Here is a 22,418-nt window from a genome sequence, read left to right as displayed (position 1 = left end):
TGAAGTCAAATTGTAGATAATTCTTCCAAGGGGCAAGCGAGTTGCCGCAACTCAGAAGCATAGGTTTTGAGGGAAATCGATTCTGCTGCCTGCTGGGCTTCGCGTAACCAGAGAAGAATGTAAGTGACGAGGGTAGACAGTACTTTCGTTTCTTCGAGATGCTGTTGCAGAATTCTCCATTCAGGAGACTGATGATTTTTCCCTCCGCACCCCAACCAGACGAGTTGGTATTCTGGAGACAGTAGGTGATACACAGCTGAGAGTTCCCCTGCAAAGGCATCGCTGCTACAGTCGCGCAAATCATCTAACAGCCGCCATGCAATACAAAATGCCTCGTAAGCAGTTTGAACCGCGATCGCATCACTTCCTGTACGATGTGCAGTCAACATCGGTGAAATTAAGGTCGTACTCAACTGCTTACGGAACAATTCGCAGTAAGCATCCAACCCAACTACTGGAGTCGGGCAATGCACCCCACTAAAGTATCGAGCTAACAGAGAGTTAACAATCGTTTCGCCTTCAGGTAAACATTGAGCAAGAGATAAGGTCTCTTGATTAAACTTCATCCATGCCTGTGTTCTCAGTTGCAGGAGGAGATGGCTTGGTGCAAGCTGCCCATCTGAAATGTGATCGTCCAGCATATGTAGGAAATATGCCATTGCCTGTGCGCTCAAGGCAGCTTTTAGCTCATCTTGTTGCAGAGTAGGCTGATTTTGCTGCATCCAATAGATGATCGACCAACTTGGAGTATAGAATTTCGTAAAGAAGTTCACCAAGTTTGAGAGTTGAAACCCTGTGTAGTGTCTTTGAATTGTGAGAAGAGCAGATCCGCGCAATGGCTCTGGTAGGGAGCGACATAGCTCAATCATTTGGCGATTCATGAAGGAGAGCATTGAAGTTTGCTCTGGATTGAGTGACACCTGACCAAAATTGACGGATTCAAATTCTGGGACAGTTAAGAGCTTTGCTGAATGATCGGATGAGATTCGAGAGAGCGCTAGAGCATGCATGATTTAACTGAAAATCGAGTAGGTCATGGTTTCTGCACCTTGATGAAATTGGGTTGAGTAATAGCGAGAAGGTAGTACTCAAGTCAATTGTGGTTTCATCTTGAGCTTTTAGCCTATCAATTTATTTCTTCTATTTAATTCAGTATTAACACTAAATTTTCAGCCTGAAAAAATTGGAATTTAGGCTTTTTATAAATGTGAAGCTCTTATACATCAAGATTCAATGAAGATTTTATATATTAATTGATTTGCTTAGAATTGAGCTTTAACTCAATACGAATTCGCTGTTTTAAACAGAGCAAAATCTTTAGAATTCGTGAAATATGTTGCTTTGTCTAAGTTAATTTTTAATAAAATAGAGTGAAAAAATGGTGAATCCTGCTATCAATTTTCTGAAGATTGGATTAATTATATCTTTACGAAAAAAGTTGACTCAAACTATTATCTTTTGGGCATATTAAAGTTGAATTATGCTCTGTTCTCCTTATGCGCCCTTTACTTTGTTCCCTTGGTTTAAATAGTATTGCGCTGCTTGGATTAAGCTTTGCACGTCCAGCATCTGCTCAGCTTCGAGTGGTTGAAGATGGTACGTTATCGACAAAAGTCACCTCTCCAGATGGATTAAACTTCACGATCGATTTTGGCGATCGTATGGGTAATAATCTATTCCATAGCTTCCGAGAGTTCTCGATTCCAGCATTCGGGTCGGCAAGATTCAATCATGCCTCAGAGATTCAGAACATCTTCAGTCGGGTTACAGGTGGCACTGCATCTAGTATTAATGGCGTGATTGAAGCTCAAGGCACTGCTAATTTGTTTCTGCTCAATCCAGCGGGGATTCTCTTTGGTGCGAATGCACAGTTGAATATTGGCGGCTCTTTTGTTGGGACAACAGCTTCTAGTATTCGGTTCGCAGATGGTGCAGAATTTAGAGCAACAGATCTTAATGCGCGTCCTTTACTAACCGTCAGTGCCCCGATTGGCGTGCAGTTTGGGCAACCTGCTGGAGCAATCCAAGTTCAAGGTATTGGACATCCATTAACGGGTAGAACACGTCCAGATGTGAGAAATCCTCTTGTAGGTGCAGGAACGAGCACAACAGGATTGAGCGTAAAGTCTGGAAAGACGTTGGCTCTGATTGGCTCTGGCGTAACACTTGATGGCGGAATTCTCAGTGCACCTGAGGGGCATTTGGCGTTGGGCAGTGTAAGTTCAGGCTATGTGAGTCTTCTGCCCAATGCGCAGGGCTCGCAGCTAGGCTATGAACAAGTCCAGGGTAAGCAAAACATTCAACTGTCTCAGCAAGCTCTACTTGATGCAAGTGGTTTAGGAAATGGCTCCATTCAGCTTGATGGTGCTCAGATCGCGCTAAGTGGAGGGTCTGTTGCGCTGATTCAGAATCAAGGAACGGTATCTTCTGGTCAAATTCAAATTCGCGCTTCTGAAAAGCTTTATCTGAGCGGCACGACACCAGATGGCACGATTCAGACTGGGCTGCACATGCAACAAGTCAATACGGGAAATGGAAATGAGATTAATATTGTTGCGCCACAGGTTGAAGTACTAGCGGGGGCAGGAATTAGCAGCAAAACCTTTGGCAGTGCTCATACAGGAAATATCAGAATTGATGCTGATCAAGCAGTCCGAGTACAGGATTTTTCAGCGATCGATTCTTCTAATTTCTCTTCGATTACTAACTACACTTATAGTCGAAGCAGCAGTGCAGGAAATACAGGCAATATCAGTATTTCAACTCGCGAGTTGAGCAGTGTAAATGGAGGATCAATTGGGCTTGGGACTTTGGGCGCTGGCTCAACCGGAAACCTAGATATTAAAGCAACTGAGTCTGTAGAATTGGGAGGAGAAGAGCCAAGATTCCGGCAGTTTAGCACTCTGTTTGATGTCTCTTTTGGAACAGGAAATGCAGGCAACCTCACGCTTGATACAAAGCGATTGTTGATTCGGGACGGGGGGCGGCTTGGTGCTTCGACGGTTGCTTTTGGTAATGCTGGAAATATTACAGTTCATGCAAGTGAATCTGTAACTGTGAAAGGAATTGCGCCTGTTGCCAGAATTCCTAGCCAAATTAGTTCTGCTGGCAATATTCTGCCAGAGAGCGTACGTCTACTCTACAATACTCCACGTCTGCCAAGTGGGAATGCAGGCAGCGTCACGATCAATACTGATCGCTTACAGGTAGCAAATGGCGCACTGGTCACAGTGAGAAATCTTGGCTCTGGAAATGCTGGAAACTTGAATGTCAATGCAAATTCAATTTATCTAGATCAAAGAGGAAGTCTTGCCGCTTCGACGACGGTTGGCAATGGTGGAAATATGAATCTTCAAGTTCAAGAGTCGATCATCATGCGTCGTGGAAGTGGAATTACGGCTGAGGCGAGGGGAGGAGGCAATGGAGGCAATCTTACTGTCAATGCGCCGATTTTACTAGGGTTAGAAAACAGTGATATTGTTGCTAGGGCTGAGCGAGGCAATGGCGGTAATATTCAAATCACGACTCAAGGCATTTTTGGCTTAAAGTTTCGATCGCAGCAGACCCCTGAAAATGACATTACTGCGAGTTCGGATTTTGGTGTGAATGGCAGTGTCGCCATTAAGAGTCCTGATGTAGATATCAATGCAGGATTGTTGCAATTACCTGTTGAGTTCCTCGACGCAGGACAGCAAGTTGCAAAAGGATGTTCAGCGCTCGAAGGCAGCCGTTTTGTCGTCACAGGGCGAGGTGGAATTCCAGAAGATCCGACTCATGCTGTGGCTCACAATTTGGTCTGGTCTGATTTGCGAGATCTTGCTGATTTAAAATTGTCAAACGGTCGTGCATCTCGCTCAACAGTGTCTTCGGGCAGTGAAATGCATGAAATGATGGTAGAGGCAACCGAATGGCGACGCAATGCGGCGGGTCAGGTTGAATTAATTGCGAAACATGCCCCTGTATCATCAATTTCCGCACTGAATTGCGCTGGAGAAAACATTAATTCAGCACCTTAGTTAAAAGATTGAGTATTCTGAGATTTCCAAATAAGGTTAGCACTGAGAGCTATACAGGCATTGCTGTAATCTATTATCAAATAAACCTATACCCCTCAAGTCTTCAGGCAGTGAAGATTTGAGGGGTAAATTGCAGATTGCAACAGAGCTATGCCATCACATGCGATCGCGCATCTGTTATGCGATCGCCCGTTGCCACATCAAACCAATGAATGGTTTCATCTGAAAAGGCTAACTGCACGGCACTTCCTGCTTTTAAGCCCGAATGGACTGGGAGGATCGCGCGCAGGTTGATCGGTTCACTTGTTCCATGTCCGATCCGTACACTGACCAAATCGTGCATGCCTAAATTCTCGGTTAGGAACACTTCACCCTCTAGCGTCGGTTCATTGCGGTTTTGCGCAAGATGCACATGCTCAGGACGAATTCCTAAGATAATCTCTTGAGCGCTAACGCTTCGGGGTAGAGGAATTTTAGTATTGCCCACGATCGCATTGCCATTCTGACAAGGAACCCGTAAAAAGTTCATCTGTGGGCTACCAATAAAGCCTGCAACAAATTGATTGGCAGGTTGGCTGTAGATCACATCAGGTCGATCGAACTGTTGCAGGTAACCATTATTCAGCACAGCTACTTTGGTTGAAAGGGTCATTGCTTCAGTCTGGTCGTGCGTCACGTAAACAACAGGCGCATTTTGTGAACCAAACAATTGCTTCAATTCAGCCCGGACGTGTTCCCGGAGTAACGCATCCAAGTTACTCAGAGGTTCGTCTAGTAGGAATAAATCAGGACGACGAACCAAGGTTCTTGCGACTGCAACTCGCTGTCGCTGTCCGCCAGACAGTTGACCCGGCTTACGATTCATCAGATCATGCAATCCTAGGAAATCTGCGACCTCACGAATTCTTTCTTTGATCTCTGCATGGGGCGTTTTCCGCAGTTTTAGCCCGGATGCGATGTTGTCATACACGGTCATGTGCGGATAGAGTGCATAGCTTTGGAAGACCATTGCAATATTGCGATCGCCCGGATTCAAGCGGCTCACATCCCGACCATTGATCAGGATTTGTCCACTAGTCGGCTGTTCTAATCCCGCAATCAAGCGCAAGATCGTCGATTTACCGCATCCTGAAGGTCCTAACAAAGTGAGAAATTCGCCTTGTTCGACACTCAAGTTAATGTCTTTTACAGGAACAATTTGCTGAGTGTAAGCTTTTCTCAAGTTAATGAGTTCTAGTTTCTTATCCATGATGTTTGAGAAGAGTGAATTAACCTTTGACTGCGCCAGACGTTAGCCCTTGAACAATGCGGCGTTGGAAGAAGAGAACTAACAACACCAGTGGAATTGTTCCGAGAACCGTTGCTGCTGCGATCGGTCCAAATGGAATTTCAAAGGGCGAAGCTCCGCCGAGCTGTGCGCCTGCAACTGGAACTGTTTTCATGTCTTCGCGAGTGATGAAAGTCAGGGCAAAGATGAATTCATTCCAGGCAGAAATGAAAGTCAAAATTCCAGTCGTCACGAGTGCTGGAATCGTCATCGGTAGAACGACTTCGAGCAGCATTCGAGGGGTGCTATAGCCATCGACTCTTGCCGCATCTTCGAGATCTTTGGGAAGTTGCTGAAAGAAGCTTCGCATCACCAGAATCGTGAGCGGCAAGTTAATCGCGGTGTAAGGAATGATCAATGAAAGATAGTTGTTTCCAAGATGAAGCGCCCGAACGATTTCGAGGAGTCCCAGGAAGAGCAGAATCGGTGGGAATAGCGTCACGATCAGAACACCTGCTAAAATCCAGCGTTCTCCTTGAAGTTTCAGTCTGGCGAGCGCATAAGCTGCGGGAGAGCCGACTCCTAAAGCGAGGATAGTTGAAGCAAAAGAGACGATCGCACTATTGAAGATATAGTTCAAAAATGGGCGACGCTCAAACAAAGAACGGTAATGATCTAATGTAAATCGAGTTGGGAAATAAACATTGGGAATTGCCGCAATGTCAGCATTCACTTTGAATGAGGTCAAGAGCTGCCAAAGGATTGGAGCCAGGCAAAAGATGACAGTGAAGGCAACTGCAATCGGCAAGACGACTTTTCGCCCAATTCGAGTTGATTTGCCTCCTGGCATTCGTCGATCGACGGATTCTGGAAATACAGTTGTCATATTAAATTGCTCCCGATGCTTTAGCTCTGGATCGAGTTAGGAAGTAACTTGCGATCGCAACGGCTAACACTAACAGTAAGAACGTCACCACAACTAATGCTGCTCCATAACCGAAGTCTAGATAGCGCATCACTGTGGCGTAGATGTAGAGTGAAACTGTTTCAGTCGCACCTCCAGGGCCACCTCCGGTCATGACACTGATTAAGTCAAAGATTCCGAATGCCTGAGCGAGCCGGAATAACAGTGAGATGACCACTTGGGGCATCAGTAGAGGCAAGGTAATCTGTCGAAAACTTTGCCAAGGGGAAGCTCCATCGATCGCTTGTGCCTCGTACAGATCATTTGGAATGGATTGCAGTCCAGCGAGCAATAGAATGCTGATGAAGGGTGTTGTTTTCCAAACATCTGCAAAGATGACTGCTAGCATGGCTAAAGTCGGATTGCCGAGCCAGTTGATACCAGTATCGATGAATCCCAACCGCAGCAAAATGTCATTGACAATCCCGTATTGATCATTGAAAATCCACGTCCAACCGAGTGCAATCAACGCAGTTGGCAAAGCCCAAGGCAGAATTGCGATCGTTCTTACCACTCCTCGACCTCGGAAAGATTGGTTGAGTACGAGCGCAATTCCCATCCCGAGCACAAGTTCGATCGCCACGGATGAAAACGTAAAAATCGCTGAATTGACCATACTTTGCCAGAATCGCCCGTCTTGAGCCATCCGGGCAAAATTAGACAATCCTGTAAAATTTGGATTCAGTTGATTTCCTAAGTTCTGAACAAATAGACTTTGCCAGAACGCTCGCAGAATTGGATAAGCAAAGACCAGCGTCAAAATCAGCAAGGCTGGAATCGTTAAGAGCCAACCTGTACGACGTTCTCGCTCTCGAATCACATCTTTCATCGGCTAAACTCCTAACAATGCGCGTGTTTCACGGGCTGCTGACTTCATCGCTTCTTCGGGTGAAATGCGTCCTGAGATTGCGGAACTGAGATAGCGCTGCAAAATATCAGATGCTTGAGCATATTGCGCGATCGGAGGTCGAATTCCAGGATTTTCCAGAGCTTTGAGCGCGACTGGGAAAAAGTCGTATTTCGCGAGAATTTCTGGGTCTTTGTACAACGCTTTGCGACTCGGCAAGTACCCAGAGGAAAGGGATGTGGTTTTTTGAACGTGGGTTCCTGTAAAGAAGTCGAGCGCTTTCCGAGCTTCAACGGGATGCTGAGTCGTGCTAGCGATTCCCCAACCCCATCCGCCTAGACAAGACACGCTCAGTTTTCCAGGTGCGTGAATCACAGGTTTGACGGCGACTTTGCCGCGAACAGGTGAGTCTTCTTTATTGAGTAATGCCCAAGCGTAAGGCCAGTTTCGCATAAATACGGTGTTCCCACTTTGGAAGAGGAGCCGCGCTTCTTCTTCTTGATAGGTACTGACCCCAGCTGGTGTCACACCTTTGTCAACAGTGGTTCTTAAGAAGTTTAAGGCTTGAATCGCTTCGGGTCGATCGAGTCCAACTTCATTTGTTTGAGGATTGACCCAGAAGCCGCCATTGCCTTCTAAGACCTCAATAAACATCGCAGCAACGCCTTCGTACTGTCGCCCTTGATAAACGTATCCCCACTGTGCGCCATTCTTACCTTGAATTTGCTGCGAGGCTTTGATCAACTGATCAAAAGTTTCGGGTGGCTGAAGTCCTGCTTGGTCGAGCAAATCTTTCCGGTAGAAGAGTAACGCTGCATCTGTTCGCCAGGGCACTCGATAGAGTTTGCCTTGATAGCGACTGGCTTCGATGTCTCCGGGCAAGAACTCGTTTAACTGTTCTTGGGGAATTTCATTGGTTAAGTCACGCAGCCATCCTGCTGCTGCAAATTTTGCGACCCAAGTGACATCCATATTGACGAGATCATAAGGCGCACTTCCTAAAAGAAAAGCAGACGTATTCAAGTCTTCGATCAAGTTTGAAGCGTTGGGACCTTCAATCATGTTGAGCTTGATGCCTGGATTTTGCTTCTCAAATTCTGCAATTAAAGGTCGCAGATTTGGCACTTCGGGTGCATTCATCAAAAATGTGAGAACGACGGGCTGCGATCGCGCAGGTAACACGATCAGAAGCGCAGAGATGGCAAAGATGGTAAGTAAACTAAGACTGCGAAAGACGATCGAGGATCGCCAAAACTGCGCTAATTTATAGCGATATTCTTGTAGCATTTCCATAGGCGTGTCACCCTGCGATCGCAACTTCACTCACGATCGCGCTTTAGTGAATAAATGGTTTGTTTCACACTTCGATCGCTAAAACTCATCATTTCTGTAGAAGTCCTAGCATTGGAAAATCATACGAATACGGTGATCCCTACCTCATCTCCTCTAAGATGGATCGCCTGAGAAAAGCTGTTAAGTTACTTGAATAAACCTACCAATACCTAATAATAATTCGCTCCGTTTTTCTTACCCGTTTGGGCACTGTGGATGTTTTGTAGGGGCGCTTAGGCTGAAATGACAAGCGATAGAAATGCAGTGCATAAAGTCTCGATCGCTTCCCTATTAACCCGTATCCACTCATTTACTGGAGCTTCAAGGAATATGCAATCTAAACATTTGTTAGCAAGCACATTATTGGCTGGGCTAATGTTAAGTTTAGGCACAACAGCCGGGTTTGCAAATGAAATTAAACCGATTCATGTGAATCCAAATCTGTTTGGTAACTTGACTGCACTGAATTCTCCAAATCCTGTTCTCGCTTTCAAAGGAACCGAAAACAAAAATGGCTATACTTACTACAATTTGACGGTTACGAACTGGCAGCAAATCAATGCTGCGCTGTTTACGAGTGCTCCGGATTTGCCTGCTTGCGGTGCGAACACCAATTCTTCGAGAACTTGGGTTGATATCTATGATGCTCAATCGAATCAGAGAATCTATGGGTTCTGTGCTTTTTCAAATCCAGAAAATCTGACGAAGCTCTGGTTTGCAGTTCAGCAAGGCAAAACCCCGCCCCAATCGGTTTACATTGTGTTGCACGATCGTAAAACGGATCGAAAATATCGATCGAATGCAGTTTCGCTCGGTCAAACTGCGCTGAATGAAGATTGCATTGCGTTCAATCCTAATAATACAGCCGTTGAGAATGTTCAGGGGCGTTGGACGATCGTGGAAAATGGCAATCATTTGATGTTTAATTTTGAAGGCGATCGCGCAAGAGCAGAACAGTCTCTCCGCACGATCAAGCACTATAAAATGAACAAGTCCTGCTTTGTGGGTAGACCTCAGCCTTCATTCCAGTATATGTTGGTGAACAATGCAGCTCCAGTAGGCGCAATGCGCGGTGAAGATTGTATTCCGTTCAATCCGGCAACGACGACGGTTAGCAAGATTAACAATCGTTGGAAAATTGTAGATGGCAATCACTGGATGTTTGATTTTGAAGGAAATCAGGCTGAGGCAGAACAGTCTTTGGCGGTGATTCGGAAGTATGGATTTAATCAGTCTTGCTTTGTGGGCAGACCGAATGCGAAGTTTACCTACCTGCGCCGTTAGAGGGTGTTTTAAAAGTATCAACCGTTTCCTCGCTCCGTTCTAGCTCGCCCCGGAATGAATTCGGGGCTAACGGTGCGAAGTCCTTTGAAAAGGACTGAAGACCCCAGTCTGATTGGCTGTTAGTCCCTTCAGTGGACTTCGTTCAACTAGCCCGGAATTCCATTCCAGGGCGGGTGAATGCGCCTCAACGATTACTTTTAAAGCATACTCTTAGGATGTGCTCCGATTGAATCGTCGGAAGCAAGCTAAACTGAAGCAATTTCTACTCCTTCAAGCTTGCTATCCGATTGTTCATAGAGCGCTCTGAGTTTCGACAGCTTCTCATCATCGGGATTCCAAAATCCTCGTCCGTTTGCTTCTAGCATTCGTGCCACAATATTGCGAAAGGCTTCAGGATTCGCTTCTTGAAGTCTTTTTGCCATTTCTACATCTAAAGCATATGTATCCGCCGCTTGGTCGTAGACCCAAGATTCTTTGAAATCAACTGTACCACTCCATCCGATTAAGGCGGTCATGCGTTGCGAGATTTCGTAAGCGCCACCTGAGCCTTGGGCTGCCATTGCTTCTGCCCATTTTGGATTCAAAAGCTTTGTGCGATACTCCATTCTCAAGAGGTCTTCTAAATTTCGAGGCGTTGTATCTTTTGAAAAGCTTTCGACAAAGCTCGCCTGAACTTTCGTACCTTTTTGCTGTTCTGCGGCGCGTTTGAGTCCGCCTGTGTTGGCATAGTACTCTTGAATATCAGTTAAGCCATATTCGACTGAATCAATTTCTTGCACAATGCGATCGGTAGTTTTCAAGAGAGTTTCTAAAACTTGCGATCGCGCTTCTCCTTTATCTTTTCTGCCATAGCTAAAGACATTTCGACTCTGCCAGGTTTGTCCTAATTCTTCGCCGGATTCCCAGTTTGAGGCAACGACTTGATCGTTGACGAGCGAACCGTAATCACCTGCGGGATTGGAGAATAAGCGGGCTGTGGGATTTTCGACACCTTGAGTTTGTAGTTCGATCGCATGTTTGCGAATAAAGTTCTGGTCTGCTGGTTCATCCAGTTCTGCGGCTCGTTGAAATAGATCGTCGAGTAGCTCAATGATATTGACAAAGCTATCGCGGAAAATGCCTGAAAGGTTCGCGAGAACATCGATTCGAGGATGTCCAACTTCTGAGATTGGCTTGAGTTCGTATCGGACAATTCTGCCTGTTCCTTCTTTAACGGGTTCCGCTCCGACGAGTTCGAGTAAGATTCCGAGCGATTCACCTTTGGTTTTAATCGCATCTAGTCCCCAAAGCATGACTGCTACCGTTTCTGGATAGGTTTGATGCTCTTTGAGATGCTGATCGATAATTTTACGAGCAATCTCGCGACCGCGTTCATAAGCAGCAGGAGAAGGCATTCGATAGGGATCAAGGGCGTGAATATTTCGACCCGTGGGTAATGCGCCTAAGCCATCTCGAAGTAAATCACCTCCGGGCGCAGGAGGAATATATTCGCCATTCAATCCGCGTAGTAGATTCGTCAGTTCGTCAGTCGTTTGTAGTAGCAGATTACGAATATCAACGGCTTCTTGCCATTGTGCTAGATCTTCACCTTGAGCAATTTGAGCGATCGATGATTCAGGAATGCGATCGTCAAAATATGCTTTGAGATAACTTTCAAGCATCTCTGGTGAGGGCATTTCACCTAAGGTATGTAAGCCCGATGAGAACAATCGATTTTCTAAGACCTGCAAGTATTCGTACAGAGTAATCAGATAACGATTAAAAGCATCATTGCTAAAGAGATTGATATTCTCAAGATTGAACGCAATGCCTAGTTGCTTTGCTTCTGCAAACGGGCAATCTGCATCAATTCCTATATCGATGATTTTTTGCACGATCGCGGATTTGAGCGCATAGTTCTTTTCTGGATCTTCGCGATACTCTGCAATTAAGTCTCGAATGTTGACTAGCTCTTTGTACAATCCTGCTCGACCATAAGGCGGAACATTGTGAGAGATTAAAGTGCCATAGCCTCGGCGCTTTGCCAGAATCGATTCTGAAGGATTATTTGCCGCGTAGACATAAAGATTTGGAAGATTGCCGAGTAAGATATCTGACCAAGAATAACCTGTATTTCCAAGCGGTGAACCGGGGAGCCATTCGACTGTGCCATGCATTCCGAAATGCACGATCGCATCTGCCCCAAAGTCGTTCTGAAGCCATTTGTAAAATGCTGCATACTGCGGATGAGGCGTTAAATCCCGCTCAAACATCAGTCGCATCGGATCTCCTGAAATTCCGAGTGGAGGCTGCACTCCGATCCAAACATTGCCAAGCTGAACGCCTCCCCACACTAAATCATCACCGAGTGTCTTAATGCCACTACTGGATAACGATTTCCACTGCTTTTCAACTCTAGACGTGAGCAGATAGCCTAACCATTTCTCAAGTGTTTGGGTTGAAATTGCGATCGCATCTCCTTCATCTGAGCGTTTGACAGCTTGAATCAGAGTTTCTCCGTCTTCGGGTAAATCCGCGATCGCATATCCTTGCTCTTTCATCGCCTGTAATAGTTTGATCAGCGATCGCGGCACATTCAGCAATGCTGCTGTCCCAACTGCTCCATATCCGGGCGGAAATCCATACAGTAGAATCGCAATTTTTCGCTGCTTAGCAGGAGTTTGGCGGAGTTTAATCCATTGATTTAATCGCCCGGTTAATCGGTCTACTCGTTCTGGAATGAGGTAAATGGTTTCTCCGACTAAACCACCGAGCGCAATCGTATCGATCGCGCCGTCTAACTCAGGCAGCGCATACAAAACCACACTCTGCAATCCGCCAATTCCCTGCCTTGTCCAAGAATGAATGTCTTGAATGAGCAATGGAGCCGCAACAATGTAGGGAACATTCTTAGCATTGAGAATGCGTTTAGCCACCTCGATCTGCCTTCCTGCTTCCATTGATCCGGCGGGGCCTCCGACCAAGGGAAATCCGATCGTGGAAACAATGGCATCTACTTTTACTGCTTGATCCGAAAGTGAAAGCGTTGCGTTGATACCGCGATCGCGCTGTTGCTGTTCATAGTCTGTCGTCATCAAATCACGAACAGCAACATGACCTTCAACGCCGTTAATAAAAATTGGAACGGGAATTAAATTGGCTTTCTCAAACGCTTTGATTAATTTTGGAATATATTGCTGATTTGTAATGACATGCTTTCGATAGAGCAGTATTCCAACAGTCGGATGATCAGAATTGAAACGCTGTCGATACCAGTCTAGATATTGCTTTGGAGATTCAAAATAGCCATCATACTCAGGATGCAAAAGCCCAATATTTGGAGTTTCAATGGGGTCTGCAATTTCGCCAACGGTTAGACCTAAATACTTTTGAGCGATCGTACAAAACAGAGCCGCGACATTCTCTGTTCCCCCTGCATTCCAATAGCCATAAATGATCAACCAATTTCGCAGATCTTGAACTTTCTGAACTGGGACAAATTTCAATAATTTTGGGCCTGTTTTCAGAAAGCTAATATAGCCTGCAAGTTTGTCTTCTTCTCGCCCGTTACTAAATTTATCGAGAATGAATTTAACAGGTTTAGGCATTCCTTTGGGCTTATCCCCAATTGCAAATTTCCCTAACTGCGTCAAACTCATTAATTCCAATGCCGATTCAAACACCAAGCGAATGGGAATCGTCTGGACTCGTTCTCTTAGCCAAAGTACTTGATCGTAGTCAAACAGCAAACTGGCAAAAAAGACATCAGCTTGTTGCAATGCGGCTTCTATTTCTGTCGGATTTGAGGCGAGATCGCGATCGCTAAACACTCGAATGTCTAGCTGTGAACACTGTGACTGTGCTAGATCTGCCGCCTGCCGATACAGCCCTGCATTAAACGATTCAAATCCCGCAATCAGAACAATCCGCTTCATAAGCTTTAGAAAATGTCTCAACCCTATTGTAGAAGAGTGAGCAGAAAGTAGAGGGCAGCCTTGAAAGAACGACCGATTTCTTCCGTTTCAGTTCAAGTCTATCAATCTAAATTGCCAAAGCATTCACCGCAGCTTTCACCAGATCATAGTATGGTGCTTGCGAAACATCGACTTCTTGTACTGTTTGATCACTTCTCCCAAGTGTTCCAATTTTCTGTCCTTTTTGGATTACTAAAATATCGCCCTTCGCATTTTGAATTCTTAATTCTTTCTGATCGAGCATTGTGCAGTGATAGACTCGATCGCTAAATCGAAATTCTGTCTGAGAACTCTGTCCTGGGAATCTCACACCGAGAACTTCAAGTTGGACAGAAACCTGATTATTCCACTCATTCGACTTGACTCGATATGCAACATCTAAGGGGCTTGGTAACGGAAAATACTCACCCCAACGCCACGCGATCGCATTTACTTTTTGCCCCGCAGATTCTAAGACAAGTTTGATATGTCCCTTGCCAATGCGCCGCTGCTCGGTCACTAAAACATTCGGTGTCCAAAATACAGGCTCAGGATTCTCCATCCCGCAAGGATGTAAAACATCAAGCTGTGCATGGAGAGCTAGATCAATTTGAGTTAAATCTGCTTCAACATCGACTGTTACTAAAGGCTTAAGATGCTCAGGCTTGAGAGATTGATGTGCGAACGTTCTCAAGCGATCGCGAATTTCATCTAAACGATCTGCCTTAAACGAGAACCCACCCGCTGCTTTATGTCCCCCTGATTTCAGCATCAGATCCTTGCAAAATTCTAATGCCTCAAACACATTGAATTCTGGGATGCTCCGAGCCGAACCGCGAATATGATCATCATCTTCATAAGTTCCAATAAACACTGGAACTCCATATCGCTCAACTAATCGAGATGCAACAATCCCAATCACACCATGATGCCAATCTCGTTTTACTAGCAGTAATACTCGATCGGCTTTTGCATCAAATGAACTATCTTCGTAATACTCGATCGCTTCTTTTTCAATCTGTTCGCAGAGTTGCTGTCGCCGCTTATTCTCGATTTCGCACTTCATTGCTTGTTCTAGAGCAACGCCGTCATCATCAGTAACAAGTAGCTCAATCACAACTTGCGGATCGCCAATTCTCCCGATCGCATTAATTCTTGGCCCTAACCGAAATCCGATCGCTTCTGGCTTTAAGTTTTTCTCATTGCTCAATCCAGCAATTTGAATCAGGGCTTGAATTCCAGCCATTTTAGACTTCGGTAAAAGCTGTAAGCCTCGTTTTACCCATCGGCGATTCACCCCGGTTAAAGGTGCTAAATCTGCGATCGTTCCTAATGTGAATAGCTCTAGCAAAGAGTTCTGCAACTCTCTCGTCTGTCCAAAACTCTGAGCTAAACAGAGCGCCAACACGTAAGCGACTCCCACCCCTGCCATACTTCGATAAGGTGACTCTTCTGCAATCAGCTTTGGATTGAGAATTGCATTTGCATTTGGAAGCTCTAGAGGGAGATCGTGGTGATCCGTCACAATGATTGTTAAACCTAGCTCTCTAGCACGCTCGATCGGTTGATGGGCAGCAATTCCATTATCGACTGTAAGAATCAGCCCCACGCCTTCCTCGTAGAACTCTTCTACAATCCGAGTATTAATCCCGTAGCCTTCACTCATCCGACTGGGGATCGCATAATCGACGCGCCCACCTAAGTATCGCAATGCTCTGAGTAACAATGCTGTACTCGTCATTCCATCCGCGTCATAGTCTCCACAGATGGCAATTCGAGTTTTGTCATTAATCGCATTGATCAAGAGTTCTAAGCTCACAGCTAAATCCGGAAAATCTTCCAGTGCAGACGGCAACTCTTGCTGTGGATCGAGAAATTCTTGAATGTCCTCGAAAGTTTCTAATCCGCGATTGAGCAGAACTTGCGTTAACAGTGGAGAGCGATTTGTCTCTAGGGCAAGCTGAATCGCTCGATCTCTTTGATCGGGATGAATATACCAACGTTGATCTGGAATACGCGATCGCGAAAGAGACATACGCTGAACATTTAAGGAGACGGAAACGATTGTACTCCTGAACGCTGCGATTTCGGATCAAATTCCACTTGATTTTTGATTGCTTCCGCAAAACGATGAGCTAATAGCGCATTCGTATAATTTTGATGCACCGAGTTTCGTCCTGTTTCGGCTAAAGAAACTCGCAACTCTGGCTCTAAAATCAATCTTTCAAGCGATCGAGCAAGCGCGATCGCATCTCCTTCTGGAAAAACTACTCCACCTTGAGTCGCTTGAATCAGATACGGAATTTCTCCTGAGTCAGACCCGACCACCGCTGTTCCACAGGCCATCGCTTCAATAATGACTCGTCCAAATTGCTCTTTCCAATTTGATCGGGTCTCAGAGGGTAAGACGAGAATATCTAACTCAGAAAGATAGTTTGGTGTTTCTGTAAACGGGACAAAACCATGTTTTTCAATGCGATCGCTTAAATTCAGCGATCGAGCAATCTGATCAAATTCTGGCTCAAATTCTCCGCTTCCAATCAGAACAAATCGCCACGGCAAATGTGCAATTTCTCCAAGTGCTAGTAATAATGTCTTCAAGCCTTTCTGTTCAACAATTCGCCCCACATATCCAATTAAGATTTCGTCAGGTCTAGACTGCTGTTCTCTGGGATAGTAAATCGCCGGATCAATCCCTGAAGGTAGCAAAACACTTTGTCCAGTAAAACCTTTTTTTCGCATCACTGCTTCTGCACTGTGCGATCCTGGAAACATCACATCTGTATGTTTCAAGATCCAGCGCTCCATTTGTCGAAAAGGAACTGGATAGTTCTTAAAAATGTTCTGCCAAGTAAAAAAGCCAATGGACTTACGAATAGTGAGATAGTTTGCTAAATAAATTTGCAGAGTGACTAACGCATAAGGTTCTTGATGCACATAGATAAAATCAGGAGCTAAATCTCGCAACAGGTTGAAAAATAAAGACCGATAAATGTGTAATGGAATACTCCCTGATTTCCAAACAGGTAGACTAATAAGCTGTCCTGTAAAGTCTTTCCACCGCTCTACTGTGCGGACGCGATTATATTCATCTTGCCAATTACTGGGAACAACGATCGTAATCTCCCAACCCGTTTGCCGTTCAACTTCAGCATAAAACTGCTGTACAACGGGAATCGTACAGGAATGATTAATAATTAATAGCTTCATACGTCAAAACTTTAGGTTACAAGTTCATAGGCTGGAGTACGTTTAACTTTATGCCATTTGTAGTAGGTCGTCCACTTCAACGCTTTACGATCGCGCCAAAGCACTGAAAAATTCCTGCGTAGTTCTGCCAAAATCCACCCCGCTCCAAACTCACTTTCGATACCTTGTTGTTTGCGGTATCGCTGATGCTTATAGCTGTAAACCAAAAGTCTTGCTGGAATACTCAAGAGCATCATGAAGAGTGGCTCGTTATAAACCGCAGCAAAACATTTATTCCGGCAGCCATTTCTGAGCGCAATTAAATTGTTGCGTCCGATCGGAGATTGGTGATGAATGATGCCTGCATCGGGAAGATAGACGACGTAAAAACCACGATCGAGCATCCGTTTACAAAATTCTGGCTCCTCATAATAAGCCGCGAACACTTCCCGATAGCCTCCTAGCTCTACAAATAGCTCGCGCCGCAGTAAGCTTCCATATCCAATAAAAGTTGGGGCGTAGCATCGATAACTTGCGGGTGCAGGCTGTCCAGGTAACAATTCTCCTCGCTCATTGGTTTGAGACAGTGCTACAGCCCCGACTTCTGGACTTGTTTCTAACACTTGGATTGCTGCATAAATGCTACTCGCACTGAGTAACTGAGCATCATCATCAAGACAGAACAAATACGGTGCATTTGCGCGCTGTGCAAGTTCATTCCGAGTTGCAGGAATCCCGCGATTCTGTGCATGGCGGAAAAACTGAATTTTAGAGACAAGGCTAGGATGAATTTCTTGAAGAACCCGATCCGCGATCGCGATTTCCGAAGCATCATCGATCACAATGATCTCAAACTCGATCGTATCGAGTAATACTAATGAATTGAGACATCGGATCAAATCCGCTGGACGATTCCGAGTTCCAACACAAATAGAAAGCTGAATAGCACTCACAGATTTCATCATAACTAGGGTCTTAACGACTCGTAACCTAATGTGAGAGATTAAATATGTTCGTTCATCTTTCTAAGGGAAGGCTTTAATGCACACAGTCAAGATTGTCTATCCCAATAGGCATAATGTTAAAGTCTTAGTTTCAATCATCAATTAAGCGATAGCACGAGAATAATATTTGATTCAGTTGATCAGAGCCAAGCTATGCAAACGTTTCTTGTCACCGGTGGAATGGGTTTTATTGGCTCTAATTTTGTATTGAAGGCTTGCAAAGAACAATGGGCAAGCATTATCAACCTCGATAAGCTTACATACGCTAGTAATTATCAGACTCTCGCAGAGTTAGAGCAGCATCCTGACTATACTTTTGTTCGAGGAGATATTTGTGATCTTGAATTACTGAAGGATTTGTTGGAGCAGTACAAGCCAGATGCAATTGTGAACTTTGCCGCAGAAAGTCATGTCGATCGCTCAATTTTGAATCCACACGCATTCATTGAAACCAATATTCTAGGCACATTTCGCCTGCTCGAAGCGAGTCGAGCGTATTGGGAGAAATTACTGGGTCAGAAACGCGATAGCTTCCGCTTTTTACAGGTTTCAACCGATGAGGTCTATGGCTCACTCAGCCCAACTGATCCAGCATTTCGGGAAAATACGCCTTACGCACCAAACAGTCCTTATGCAGCTTCTAAAGCAGGGGCTGATCATTTAGTTCGGGCTTATTATCACACCTATGGATTACCAACGCTGACGACAAATTGTTCTAACAATTATGGGCCACGCCAATTTCCGGAGAAGCTTATCCCCTTGATGATTCTGAATGCCCTTAATAGTAAACCACTGCCGATTTATGGAGATGGGCAAAATATTCGAGACTGGCTCTATGTTGAAGATCATTGTGATGCACTTTACCAAGTCTTGCAACATGGGCGAATTGGAGAGACTTACAACATTGGTGGAAACAACGAACAAACGAATCTTGCAGTCGTGAATCAGATTTGTACTGTGTTGGATCAACTGGCTCCCAAGGCGAATTTTCAACATGCTGAACTGATTACCTTTGTTAAAGATCGTCCCGGACACGATCGCCGTTATGCCATCGATAACAGTAAAATTCAGCGTGAGCTAGGCTGGGAACCCAAAGAAAGTTTTGCCAGTGGCTTACTCAAAACAATTCAGTGGTATCTCAATCACACTGATTGGGTCGAACAAGTCCAATCTGGAGCGTATCAGGCTTGGATTGAACAGAACTACGGCGATCGTAATTCTTCAACTGCTGTATAAGCCTGCTTCTGGATGAAAAAACTCGAATAGAAGTGCGATCGCGATAAATCTGGGTTGCAAGTCGAACTCATAACGAGTATGATTTAGGCAACAAAGATTTCAGAGGTGACTATGAACTTCTATCGAATTGAACATATCAACAAGGTTTGTCAGAACTTAGAAGCAACCTTGCAGTTTTACCAAACCCTCTTTCCTGATTGGTTTATCCGTGTCCAAGAACAGTCAAACGACATGAGTTGGTTGCATTTTGGTAATCAGCAATTCTATCTCTCACTCTACGAACGACCCAACGCATCTCAAGCCAGTCCACTTCATACCGGAAATATTGATCACATCGGCTTTGTGATTGCAGATGGCAAAAAAATGACCGCGTTACTAGAAGCAAACGGAATTGAATATATGCTTGAGGATTCTCCAGAAACCAAGTACCGCATCTATGTAAAAGATCCCGATAGCACATGGCTAGAACTCGTAGAGTATAAAGAAAATTACGAACTGCGATAGCAATTCCGATGTTGACTCTTGATTGAGGGAAAAATTGGCTAGCAAGAGTTTTCGCGGTTTAAAAAAGTACAAGCGAGCTCTCCTCTCTTTTGGCAGATTTTTTACTACTCAAAAGTGCAACTTCTTAGTGATTCGGAGCTTTCAAGATTGACTGTAGGATGTACCGTGCGATCGTACTCACGCACGCGCGACTCTTGAAGTTAATTTCTAACAGTATTTAACATGCAAAGCTACGACGCGATCATTATTGGTGCAGGGCATAATGGCTTAGTCTGTGCTGCCTACCTCCTCAAAGCAGGCTATAGTGTCTTACTGCTTGAAAAAAATTCCATTCCAGGCGGGGCAGCGACGACAGAAGAACTGATGCCAGAAGACGCTCCTGGATTTCTGTTTAGCCCTTGTGCGATCAATCTATTTTCATTCACTTAGGACCTGTTGTTGAAGAATTAGAGCTAGAAAAATACGGGCTGGAATATCTATTCTGTGACCCAGTTGTGTTTTGCCCTCATCCAGATGGCAAGTACTTTTTAGCGCATCGCTCAGTCGAGCAAACCTGTGCTGAAATTGCACGATTCAGCCCCCGTGATGCTGCCAAATATGCTGAGTTTACTGACTTCTGGCAGCGGGTGATTGGAATGCTGACTCCGATATTTAATGCTCCTCCCAAGTCGATCGTGGATATGGCAGGCAACTACGACATCAGCAAAATCAAAGATATGATGTCATTGATGGGGTCAGGAGACAAAACGCTGGATCTCATCCGCACCATGTTATCTAGCCCGCTTGATGTGATCAATGAATACTTTGATTCAGAGTTTTTGAAAGCGCCTCTCGCAAGACTTTCTGCTGAACTTAGCACCCCGCCTTCCCAAAAGAATATGGCAGTGGGTTCAATTATGATGTCATTGCGGCACAATCCGGGTATGGCACGTCCCAAAGGTGGAACTGGGGCACTCACGCAAGCGTTGGTTCGATGTGTGCAGGATCTCGGTGGTGAAATTCGGACGGATCAGCAGGTGCAACGGGTTTTGATCGATGATGGAAAAGCTGTAGGAGTTCGGCTTACTAATGGTCAAGAATATCGATCGACAATGGGAGTCATATCGAGCCTGGATGCTCAAAGACTATTTTTACAATTGATTGATGAACGCGATGTTGATGCATCAGATGCTGAACTGCGAGAACGAGTTGGTCGTCGTATCGCCAACCACAATGAAGCCATTCTCAAAATTGACTGTGCATTGTCAGAATTGCCTCGCTTTGAAAATCACAATCATCAAGATGAATACTGGATGGGTTCAGCATTGATTGCAGATTCGGTCGCACAAGTGGAGATTGCTCATACTGATCCGACTATTGGCAGAATTCCAATTGATGATCCTTCGATGTATATGGTCGTGCCATCTTTGCTTGATCCATCCCTAGCTCCAGAAGGTCAACATACACTTTGGATTGAATTCTTTGTGCCGTACCAGATTGCAGGAGCAGAAGGCACTGGGCTAAAAGGAACAGGATGGACAGAAGACTTAAAAAATCAAGTCGCAGATCGTGTTCTCGATAAACTGGCTGAATACACCCCCAATCTCAAATCTTCAATCATTGCCCGTCATATTGAAAGTCCACCAGAACTAGAGCGCCGGATTGGAGTTTCAAAAGGCAATTACTATCATCTGGATATGAGCTTTGATCAAATGATGTTTTTCCGCCCATTGCCGGAACTTGCGAACTATAAAACCCCGATCGAGGGACTCTTTCTCACAGGTGCAGGAACTCATCCCGGCGGATCAATTTCAGGCTTGCCAGGACGCAACTGTGCGCGAGTCATTTTGCAAACGGAACATCCTGTCTCTCAAACGCTATCGGATACAGGCAATGTGATCAAATCAGCCGCAAAATCTTTGTTTAGTCGATCGTAAAATACTTCAAAAGCTTCGCAAATTCGATTCGCGAAGCTTACAAGTTGACCGATTCACACGAATTAATTTTCTCGCGTGGGTCGTTTGGGAGCATCAGTGCGGGGAGTCGGTCGCCCTTGAGGACGATCGCGTCTGGGAGGGCGATCCTCAGAATCTTCTCGACCGCTCCCGTAAACATCCAGATTTACCGTCTGTCCTGCCGCCTTCGCAACACCCTCGATCGTGGTCCGAATTGCCTGAACATTTCGTCCACCTCGACCAAAGACACGTCCTTTGTCCGTGCCTTCAAACGCTAAACGAATCCAAATCCGCGATCGATTGGCGAGCACTTCACAGTCGATTTTCAGCGCATCTGGCGTTTCGAGAAAAGGTTCAACAAGAAACCGGATCAGTCCGGCATAATCTGGAGTCACAGGTTTCACAAGAATTACTCAGCTTTCAATTGCTCAAGTACATTGTTTTTGAAGAGGATATCGCGAACAGTATCCGTCGGCTGTGCGCCTTTCTTCATCCAATCCAAGATCTTCGGAACATCTAAACGGACTTCATCTGATCTGGGATTATAAAATCCAACTTCTGCCAAGGGGCGACCATCGCGACGAGTGGTACTTTGAGCAACAACAATCCGATAGCTGGCTTCACGCTTTTTACCAAAGCGCTTTAATCTCAATTTGAGCATAACTAGAACCGAGGACTCCTTTCTGATAGTTTCAACGTGATATGGCGGAATTGCCACACTTCCCGGAATAGTCATAGTAACACGCTCGGGACAAACTAAGCAGAGTCCTGATTTGAAAAGTAAGGGCAAACGCAAGAAAAAAGTGACGTAGGCTAAAAGCAGTGTAAACCGCTTGAGAGACACTGCTCATGACTCAACCTACGGATGCGCGGATTCTCACGCACTTTGCTGATTTGGCAGACCCTCGC

17 protein-coding genes are annotated in these 22,418 nt (G+C 45.2%); 6 read left to right on the top strand and 11 right to left on the bottom strand.

Annotation, left to right across the window (positions count from 1 at the left end):
- Positions 1–5: 5 nt before the first annotated feature.
- Positions 6–1,010: a hypothetical protein gene (locus tag J0L70_RS30740; protein WP_287457166.1), complete on the bottom strand. Its 1,005-nt coding sequence runs from the start codon at positions 1,008–1,010 to the stop codon at positions 6–8.
- A 486-nt stretch (positions 1,011–1,496) separates the two neighbouring features.
- On the opposite strand from J0L70_RS30740, the gene J0L70_RS30735 reads away from it, so the two are divergent.
- A complete protein-coding gene (locus tag J0L70_RS30735; protein WP_287457165.1) occupies positions 1,497–4,016 on the top strand; it encodes a beta strand repeat-containing protein in 2,520 nt (839 codons plus the stop codon).
- A gap of 148 nt (positions 4,017–4,164) precedes the next feature.
- On the opposite strand, the gene J0L70_RS30730 is transcribed toward J0L70_RS30735, so the two are convergent.
- From J0L70_RS30730 to J0L70_RS30715, 4 genes are read right to left on the bottom strand one after another with little or no spacing between them, the layout of a single operon-like run.
- Positions 4,165–5,265 carry an ABC transporter ATP-binding protein gene (locus J0L70_RS30730; protein WP_017288436.1) on the bottom strand — a complete coding sequence of 367 codons (1,101 nt, stop codon included), beginning with the start codon at positions 5,263–5,265 and terminating at the stop codon, positions 4,165–4,167.
- A gap of 19 nt (positions 5,266–5,284) precedes the next feature.
- Positions 5,285–6,169 (bottom strand): carbohydrate ABC transporter permease, encoded by an 885-nt coding sequence (locus J0L70_RS30725; RefSeq protein ID WP_017288437.1) that lies wholly within the window; start codon positions 6,167–6,169, stop codon positions 5,285–5,287.
- A gap of 1 nt (position 6,170) precedes the next feature.
- Positions 6,171–7,076, bottom strand: coding sequence for a carbohydrate ABC transporter permease (locus J0L70_RS30720; RefSeq protein ID WP_287457164.1), 906 nt, complete (start codon positions 7,074–7,076; stop codon positions 6,171–6,173).
- A 3-nt stretch (positions 7,077–7,079) separates the two neighbouring features.
- The gene (locus J0L70_RS30715; RefSeq protein WP_017288439.1) at positions 7,080–8,387 is read right to left on the bottom strand and encodes an ABC transporter substrate-binding protein; all 1,308 of its coding nucleotides are present in this window, start codon (positions 8,385–8,387) and stop codon (positions 7,080–7,082) included.
- Between the two features lie 369 nt (positions 8,388–8,756).
- Between J0L70_RS30715 and J0L70_RS30710 the strand changes: the two genes are divergently transcribed.
- Positions 8,757–9,710, top strand: coding sequence for a hypothetical protein (locus J0L70_RS30710; RefSeq protein WP_287457163.1), 954 nt, complete (start codon positions 8,757–8,759; stop codon positions 9,708–9,710).
- Between the two features lie 245 nt (positions 9,711–9,955).
- Here the strand turns inward: J0L70_RS30710 and bchH are convergent, their stop codons facing one another.
- From bchH to J0L70_RS30690, 4 genes are all read right to left on the bottom strand, one after another.
- Entirely contained in the window at positions 9,956–13,624 is a 3,669-nt protein-coding gene (gene bchH / locus J0L70_RS30705) for a magnesium chelatase subunit H (protein ID WP_287457162.1), read from the bottom strand.
- A 106-nt stretch (positions 13,625–13,730) separates the two neighbouring features.
- Positions 13,731–15,677: a single-stranded-DNA-specific exonuclease RecJ gene (gene recJ / locus J0L70_RS30700; RefSeq protein ID WP_287457161.1), complete on the bottom strand. Its 1,947-nt coding sequence runs from the start codon at positions 15,675–15,677 to the stop codon at positions 13,731–13,733.
- Between the two features lie 11 nt (positions 15,678–15,688).
- Positions 15,689–16,852: a glycosyltransferase gene (locus tag J0L70_RS30695; protein WP_287457160.1), complete on the bottom strand. Its 1,164-nt coding sequence runs from the start codon at positions 16,850–16,852 to the stop codon at positions 15,689–15,691.
- Positions 16,853–16,863: 11 nt separating this feature from the next.
- Positions 16,864–17,796, bottom strand: coding sequence for a glycosyltransferase family 2 protein (locus J0L70_RS30690; protein ID WP_287457159.1), 933 nt, complete (start codon positions 17,794–17,796; stop codon positions 16,864–16,866).
- A 192-nt stretch (positions 17,797–17,988) separates the two neighbouring features.
- Between J0L70_RS30690 and rfbB the strand changes: the two genes are divergently transcribed.
- The 4 genes from rfbB (at position 17,989) to J0L70_RS30670 (ending at position 21,491) form a co-directional block, all read left to right on the top strand.
- On the top strand, positions 17,989–19,071 hold the full coding sequence (gene rfbB, locus J0L70_RS30685) for a dTDP-glucose 4,6-dehydratase (protein WP_287457158.1): 1,083 nt from the start codon (positions 17,989–17,991) through the stop codon (positions 19,069–19,071).
- A gap of 111 nt (positions 19,072–19,182) precedes the next feature.
- Positions 19,183–19,575, top strand: coding sequence for a VOC family protein (locus J0L70_RS30680; RefSeq protein WP_287457157.1), 393 nt, complete (start codon positions 19,183–19,185; stop codon positions 19,573–19,575).
- Positions 19,576–19,797: 222 nt separating this feature from the next.
- The gene (locus J0L70_RS30675; RefSeq protein WP_287457156.1) at positions 19,798–20,004 is read left to right on the top strand and encodes an FAD-dependent oxidoreductase; all 207 of its coding nucleotides are present in this window, start codon (positions 19,798–19,800) and stop codon (positions 20,002–20,004) included.
- Positions 19,974–21,491, top strand: coding sequence for a phytoene desaturase family protein (locus J0L70_RS30670; RefSeq protein ID WP_287457155.1), 1,518 nt, complete (start codon positions 19,974–19,976; stop codon positions 21,489–21,491). The genes J0L70_RS30675 and J0L70_RS30670 overlap by 31 nt, the downstream gene beginning before the upstream one ends.
- A gap of 62 nt (positions 21,492–21,553) precedes the next feature.
- On the opposite strand, the gene J0L70_RS30665 is transcribed toward J0L70_RS30670, so the two are convergent.
- A complete protein-coding gene (locus J0L70_RS30665) occupies positions 21,554–21,913 on the bottom strand; it encodes a KH domain-containing protein (RefSeq protein ID WP_017288448.1) in 360 nt (119 codons plus the stop codon).
- 5 nt (positions 21,914–21,918) lie between these two features.
- On the bottom strand, positions 21,919–22,245 hold the full coding sequence (gene rpsP / locus J0L70_RS30660) for a 30S ribosomal protein S16 (protein WP_317135183.1): 327 nt from the start codon (positions 22,243–22,245) through the stop codon (positions 21,919–21,921).
- Positions 22,246–22,418 lie beyond the last annotated feature (173 nt).

The organism is Leptolyngbya sp. UWPOB_LEPTO1 (assembly GCF_017302695.1).
Classification (GTDB): domain Bacteria; phylum Cyanobacteriota; class Cyanobacteriia; order Leptolyngbyales; family Leptolyngbyaceae; genus Leptolyngbya; species Leptolyngbya boryana.
The sequence above is the reverse complement of the archived record's forward strand: the minus strand, read 5'-3'. Positions and strand labels throughout refer to the sequence as shown.